Origin of the sequence: Parvibaculum sp., assembly GCF_035325945.1 — a bacterium.
Classification (GTDB): Bacteria; Pseudomonadota; Alphaproteobacteria; order Parvibaculales; family Parvibaculaceae; genus Parvibaculum.
Window position 1 is genome coordinate 84,211 of the sequence record NZ_DAOKYX010000009.1, and the last position, 7,084, is coordinate 91,294.

General features: G+C 64.0%; 6 protein-coding genes. 5 read left to right on the forward strand and 1 reads right to left on the reverse strand.

Annotated features, from left to right (window positions below):
• Positions 1-13 precede the first annotated feature (13 nt).
• Positions 14-586: a Spy/CpxP family protein refolding chaperone gene (locus PKA57_RS06980; protein WP_324298895.1), complete on the reverse strand. Its 573-nt coding sequence runs from the start codon at positions 584-586 to the stop codon at positions 14-16.
• A 279-nt stretch (positions 587-865) separates the two neighbouring features.
• Between PKA57_RS06980 and PKA57_RS06985 the strand changes: the two genes are divergently transcribed.
• The 5 genes from PKA57_RS06985 to PKA57_RS07005 all read left to right on the forward strand — a co-directional run bounded on the left by PKA57_RS06985 (position 866) and on the right by PKA57_RS07005 (position 6,924).
• Positions 866-3,214, forward strand: coding sequence for a xanthine dehydrogenase family protein molybdopterin-binding subunit (locus PKA57_RS06985; protein WP_324298897.1), 2,349 nt, complete (start codon positions 866-868; stop codon positions 3,212-3,214).
• A 51-nt stretch (positions 3,215-3,265) separates the two neighbouring features.
• Entirely contained in the window at positions 3,266-3,982 is a 717-nt protein-coding gene (locus PKA57_RS06990; protein ID WP_324298899.1) for a TetR/AcrR family transcriptional regulator, read from the forward strand.
• A gap of 36 nt (positions 3,983-4,018) precedes the next feature.
• Positions 4,019-5,053, forward strand: coding sequence for a hypothetical protein (locus tag PKA57_RS06995; RefSeq protein WP_324298901.1), 1,035 nt, complete (start codon positions 4,019-4,021; stop codon positions 5,051-5,053).
• Between the two features lie 89 nt (positions 5,054-5,142).
• Positions 5,143-6,387, forward strand: a complete 1,245-nt coding sequence (locus PKA57_RS07000) for an LLM class flavin-dependent oxidoreductase (protein WP_324298903.1) — start codon at positions 5,143-5,145, stop codon at positions 6,385-6,387.
• Positions 6,388-6,486: 99 nt separating this feature from the next.
• Positions 6,487-6,924 (forward strand): Rap1a/Tai family immunity protein, encoded by a 438-nt coding sequence (locus PKA57_RS07005; protein ID WP_324298905.1) that lies wholly within the window; start codon positions 6,487-6,489, stop codon positions 6,922-6,924.
• Positions 6,925-7,084 lie beyond the last annotated feature (160 nt).

Consider the following 7,084-nt stretch of genomic DNA (forward strand, 5'->3'; position numbering starts at 1 on the left):
CTCTCGCACGCGTTTATTGCTGCGTCGCGGGCGCCGGTGCTTCCGTGCTCTGACCGGAGGCGTTCCATCCGCCACGGCGGTTCTCGAAGGGGTGCTCGCGCGCATGTTTTCCGCGCGCGAAATGGCTGTTTTCGAGATCGCCGGCCCGGTCCAGAATTTTCTTCTGGTTGTCGTCCAGCGTCTTGTAAAGCGCCTCGAGCGCGGGCCGGGACGCTCGGAGCGCTTCGAGCCGCACCGAGAGTGTGGTTTCGAGCATGGCCTGGCGTTCGACGATTGAAAGCCGCTTGTGTTCCGCCCGCATCGGCATTTGCAGGCATTGCTGCTCGCGGGCCTTGGCGTTCGCCATCACGGTGTCGCGCCATTTCGTCCAGGCGCCGCGCTGGTCTGCGGTCGGTTTCAGCTTCGCCTCGAGATAGGCGAGCCGGCCGGTCATCCTCGCGGTACGATCGGCGCACCGGTTTTCCTGCTTCTTCTGCATCTCGGCGGCGTTCGGCGCCGCCGGTGCGGGGGTTGCGGCAAGGGCTCCGGCCGTCACCATGCCGGTGAGCAGCAGGGCCGCCGTTCCTGCCAGAATTCGCTTGTGCATGTCTTTCGGTCCTCTTGGCTCGTGCCCCCTCAGACCGTCATACGCGGATCGCGCATTTCTCCGTCGCGCCTTCCGGACGGAATGATGTGGGCAGGCCGGCAGGTATGCGGACAGGTTTGCGGCGCGGTATGGCCCGTGGCAGACTGTCATGCCGGTCACAATTCGGGATCGAGGCGGCGCGCGAAGCTCGCGGCACCGCATCTCCCCATCACCGCCATCGGAATTCGGGCGCGGACGAATGTCACGCCATCTGCCATCTGCGAAGCACGAGGTCATGTCATGGTGAAGTTCGGCGTCGGTCAACCGATGAGGCGGGTCGAGGATGAACGGCTGATCACGGGCAAGGGGCGCTACACGGACGACATCTCCGTCGAGGGGCAAGCCCATGCCTTCATGGTGCGTTCGCCGCATGCCCATGCGCGGATCGCCTCGATCGACGCGGAGGAGGCGCGGAACGCGCCGGGCGTGCTCGCCGTCTTCACGGGCGAGGATGCGAAACGCGAAGGGCTCGGCGTCATCGCGAGCCCCGCCGCCGACCTGCTGAAGAACAGGGACGGGACGCCGATCTTCAAGACCACGCGCCATCTCATCGCAGACGAGCGCGTGCGCTATGCAGGCGACACGGTCGCGGTCATCGTTGCCGAAACGCTCAATCAGGCGCGCGACGCGGCCGATCTCCTCATCATCGACTATGAAGCATTGCCCGCCGTCGCCGACACGGCGGGCGCGCTTGCGCCGGATGCGCCTGTCGTCTGGGAGGAATTGGGATCGAACCTTGCCTATGACTGGAGCTTCGGCAATGAGGCGGCGGTCGCAGACGCGATGAAGGCCGCGCATCACGTCACCCGGCTCAAGCTCATCAACAACCGCATCGTGGTCAATGCCATGGAGCCGCGCGCCGCGCTCGGCGTCTATGATGCGGGCGCCGACCGCTACACGCTCTATGCGCCGAGCCAGGGCGTGCACAGCATTAGAAATTTCATCGCCCAGTATTCGCTGCAAATTCCCGTGGAGAAGCTCCGCGTCATCACCGACGATGTCGGCGGCGGCTTTGGCATGAAGACCTTCGTCTATCCCGAATATCCGCTGGTGCTCTTCGCCGCGAGGAAGCTCGGGCGGCCCGTCAAGTGGACGGCCGATCGCTCCGACAGCTTCCTCACCGACAGCCAGGGCCGGGATCATGTGACGGAAGCGGCGCTCGCGCTTGACAAGGACGGGCGTATTCTCGGCCTCGAGGTGCAGACCATCGCCAATCTCGGCGGCTATCAGAGCCAGTACGGACCTTTCATCCCATCGCTCGCGCCGCGTGGCATGCAGGCGGGCGTCTACAAGATGCCCGCGCTCTTCAATCGCGTGCGTGCCGTCTATACCAACACCGTGCCGGTCGACGCCTATCGCGGCGCCGGAAGGCCGGAAGCTTCTTATCTCATCGAGCGCATCATAGACCAGGCGGGCCGCGAGCTTGGTCTTGGTACGGATGAAATCCGGCGGCGCAATTTCATCAAGGCGAACGAAATTCCCTACAAGGGCGGCGCGTCGCTGCCCTTCGACTCCGGCGATTTCGCGCGCAATCTCGACGACGCGCTGAAGAAATCCGATTTCGCAGGCTTCGAGACGCGCCGCGCGGCGGCGGCGAAGGTGGGCAAGCTCGCCGGGATAGGCATCAGCTACTATGTCGAGCGCACGGCGGCGGGCATGTCGGATTATGCGCGCATCGCCATCGATGGCGAGAAGGGCATCGTTCATGTGTGGACCGGCCAGCAGACGAACGGGCAGGGCCACGAGACGGCATGGACGCAATTCCTCGCCAACCGGCTCGGCCTCGATATCGAAAAGATCAAGGTGCATCTGGGCGACAGCGACGTGCTGCCCGGAGGCGCGGGCACGGGCGGCTCCAAGGCGCTCTATCTCGTCACCGGCGCGATCGGCGATGCGTCCGACAAGCTCATAGACAAGGGGCGCGAGATCGCGGCGAACGAACTCGAGGCGGCCAAGGCCGACATCGAATATCGGGGCGGAGAGGGCGAGGCCGTCTTCGCCGTCGCGGGCACGGATCGCAAGATCGACCTTTTCGCGGTGGCGCGGCTCGCCGAGCGTCAGGCCGATCTCGGCGAGCTTTCGGGCGACGGCGAATATAACCAGAAGGGCAACACCTTCCCGAACGGCGCGCATATCTGCGAGGTCGAGATCGATCAGGACACGGGCGTCTTCCGCATTGCGCGCTACACGGCCGTCGATGATTTCGGCCATATCCTCAATCCGCTCCTCGTCGCCGGGCAGGTGCATGGCGGCATCGTGCAGGGGCTCGGCCAGGCGATGGGCGAGCAGGCCGTCTTCGACAGGGAAACGGGCCAGCTCATCACCGGCTCGCTCATGGACTACTGGCTGCCCCGCGCCGACGACGTGCCCTTCTTCGAGGTGAGCTACAACGAGATTCCCTCGACCTCCAATGCTCTCGGTGTGAAGGGCGCGGGCGAGGCGGGGACCGTCGGCGCACCCGCGGCGTTCATCAATGCCGTCATCGATGCCCTCCGCCCCCTCGGTATCGAAACCATCGACATGCCGGTGACGCCGCAAAAGCTCTGGTCCGTCATTCACGGCGCGCGCCGGGCGGAACGGGCAGTTTAGGGGCGGCACCCTAACAATTTTGTCAGTTGGCGCTGCCCAGCTGTTGACAATTTGTCACTTGATGCCGAACATTATTTCATGGTGACGGAGGAAACGGCCTCCAGACGGGAAAAAAGCCAGGAGGCGCCTGTTCTGGATGTGGCGGACGAAGCCGCTGTTGGCGCTGGCGTGAGCGGCGCGGGCAATGGCACTTCCCGCCGGAAAATGGAAAGCCGCCGCAAGCTGCTTGCAGCCGCGAGAAAACTTTTCGTCGAGCGCGGCTATCACGATACGCGCCCCCAGGATATTTCGCGCGAAGCCGGCGTCGGCCACGGCACCTTCTATCTGCATTTCGAGGACAAGCTCGACTGCTTCCTGGCGTTCACGGAAGAGGCGGCGAACGAACTCGACGTTTTCGTGTCGCAATATCTGGCCAGCGCCGGCGCGCTCGATGAAGTCATCCGCGAAATCCTGCGCGCCATCTTCGAGTATTCCGACGAGCGTCCGGGCGTGCTCGCGGCCGCGCTCACCGATGTCACGGTTTTTTCGACCGGCGACCTGAGCCGGAAGATGCCCGCCGCGCGCTGGGCGCAAGGCTGGACCAGACTGCTCGACGAGTTGCAGAGCAAGGGAGCGGTGGCCGGAGACATCGACACACGGCTTGCCGGATATCTCATCATCGGCGCGATCAAGCAGGGCGGCGCCTTCGCGACGCGCGACCACATCGATCGCGACATCTTCATCGACAACATGACGAAGCTATTCGTCCGGGCGCTCCGGACGCAATGAAAACCGGCCCGCAAGAGGCCGACATGGGAGGAAGGGATGCAGAAACTCAACTATTCGCGCGACGAACTGATGGCGTCGCATGCCTATGCGCAGCCGCATGAGGAAGTCGGCTACAAGCTGCATGGGGGGTTCGATGCCGCCGGCACCTACATCTCGCCGCGCACGCTCAATCGCTGGCCGGCGGTGAAAGCCTGGCAGGATCAGCTCACGGGCCGCGGCTTTCCGCTCATCGACGTGACCGTCCAGCTCCTGAAGCGCAGCAACTACCCGAACATCGCCCAGCAGAAATTCCTGCTCGCCAACGGCCTCGGCGAAACGCTCTGGGATTCGCTCACCATCACCGGCGTCATCGAGGCGCGCGGACGGGCGCTCTGCGAGTTCGAGGCGCCGGATTTCCAGCAGATCATCGCCGACGATGTGTCCAACACCTGCACGGGCCATCTGCACAAGGGCCTGCTCTATGCGCATGGCATGGACGAGGGCGGCGACCCGAAGGATCCGACCTATGGCGCGCATGACCAGATGTGGTTCGCGACGCGCGATCTTCTCTTCGGCAAGGATCGCTATGCGCTCCCGGAGATCCCGGAGAGCATCGGCAGGCCCGATGCGGGCAGGCTCATGCCGCAGCTTCCGGCCGGCTTCGAGCAGCTCATTCTTCTGCTCATGAACGTGCTTATGATCGAGGTGCGCGCCGAGGCGTTCTTCAGCTTCTGCTGCACGGTCATGCGCGATCCCGACAACTTCGCCGACCGGCGCATGAATGCGGAGCAGGCGGCGAGGATGGTCGAGCGCATCAGGACGGACGAGGCGATCCACGTCGCCTATCTCCAGACGGCGATTTCTGAGATGCGCAGCTTCCGCTTCAAGACGGTCGATGGCGGCACCATCGAAGGCGCGAAGATGATCGACCCGATCTGGGAAGGCATGGTGCACTGGCACGCGGTGACGCAGGCCGATTTCTCGCGCGCGCAGACGCATGAGACGGTGAGCAAGCTGCTTCTCGCCCTGCCGAACGGGGCGGCGCTTCTGGCGCAGTTCGAGGCGCTGGACGACCTCGCGAAGGCGGCGTGACGGCGTGCCCCGTGCCCGGCATCGAGGCGCGGGGGGCATCACACCGTTTGTGTGCTGAATAATTACAAAAATAATGGAGAGGGGCGCCCATGCGCTTTGGAATTTTTTACGAGCATCAGCTTCCGCGTCCGTGGAACGAAGGCGATGAGCTCAAGCTCTTTCAGGATGCGCTCGATCAGGTGGAGCTTGCCGACAGGCTCGGCATAGATCACGCCTGGGAGGTGGAGCATCACTTCCTCGAGGAATATTCGCACTCCTCGGCGCCGGAAGTTTTCCTCGCCGCCTGTTCGCAGCGCACGAAGAATATCCGGCTCGGCCACGGCATCACGCTGATGCCGCCGAGCTACAATCATCCGGCGCGCGTGGCAGAGCGCATCGCGACGCTCGATCTCGTCTCGCGTGGCCGCGTCGAATGGGGCACGGGCGAAAGCTCGGCGCTGCTCGAGCTTGGAGGCTTCAACATTCCGGTGGCGCAGAAGCGCTCCATGTGGCGCGAGGCGGTGGAGCAATGCGCCAACATGATGGCGATGGACCCCTATCCGGGCTATCAGGGCGAATTCTTCTCGATGCCCTGCCGCAACGTCGTGCCGAAGCCCGTGCAGCGGCCGCACCCGCCGCTCTGGGTCGCCTGCTCCAACCGCGAGACGATCAAGCTCGCCGCGCGGCTCGGCATCGGCGCGCTGACCTTCGCCTTCGTAGATCCGAAAGAGGCGAAGCAGTGGGTCGACGATTACTATCGCATCTTCAAGGAAGAGTGCGTTCCGATCGGACATGCCTGCAATCCGAACGTCGCGATGGTCACGGGCTTCTCGCTGCACCACGATTCTGCCGTGGCCAAGGCGCGCGGCATGGATGGCTTCCGCTTCTTCAGCTATGCGCTCGGCCACCACTATATTTTCGGCGAGCACAAGCCGGGCCGGACCAATATCTGGGAGGCCTTCGAGAAGGCACGCTCCTCGCTGCCTGAGGAGGGCGGCAATCGCGGCATCGGCTCGCCGGACGAAATGCGCCGCCACCTGCGGGGCTTTGCGGAGGCGGGCGTCGATCAGGTGACCTTCATCCAGCAGGGCGGGCGCAACAAGCACGAGCATATCTGCGAGGCGCTCGAGCTTTTCGCCAGCGACGTCATGCCCGAGTTCAAGGAGCATGAGGACGAGCGGCAGAAGAAGAAGGCCGAGGAGCTTGCGCCCTATATCGAGAAGGCGATGCAGCGCAAGCAGCGCATGAAGGAACTCACGGATGAGGAGATTCCCAATGTCGTGGCGCTTGGCCGCCAGATCACCGATCAGGGGGCTGCCGAGGATCTCCACAAGACCATAAAATCGGCGGACTGACGGAAACGCCCGCTTCACGAAAGCCGCGCCTCGAAAGTGGCGCGGCTTTTCTGTATACTGTCCGAGGGGGTCAAGGCGCGTCTGAAACAGGAGCTTTCGATGAGCAGGTTCACCCGGCAGATTTCGTTGTTGTCCGTCCCAGTGCTCTTGGCGGCGCTCGCCGCACCCGCGCTTGCCGATCCGGGCAGGAGCGTCGACATCAAGACCGGCGCCGATCTCGTCGCGGCCTGTCAGGCATCGCTCGGCCGGGATACGAGCCAGGGGGGAGAGGTTTCGGCAACGGCCTGCAACCAGTTCCTCGCGGGCATGGTGGTCGCCGTTTATAACTCGACCGAGGCGGGGCAGGCCACGATGCTGCATCGGCTGGGGCCGAAGCGCGATGAAAGCGTCTGCTTCCACCTGCCCCAGCTTCTCAGATATGAGGAATTCTCCACGCTGGTTGTCGCCTATGCGAAGACGCATCCCGAACTCAATGCGCGCCCGGCCGTCGAACTGGCGGGCAGGAGCCTTGCCGACAAATATCCGTGCAAGGAATAGTTTCCATCTGCGGGACGTGCGAGCGCTCAAGCGGCGTGACTGGGGCTGGCGACAGCTCCCGGCTCGCCGGACGGGCGCGGCGCGACTTGCGACCATGTTCGATGGAGAGACTGGTGCCCCCGGCAGGATTTGAACCCGCGACCCCCTGATTACAAATCAG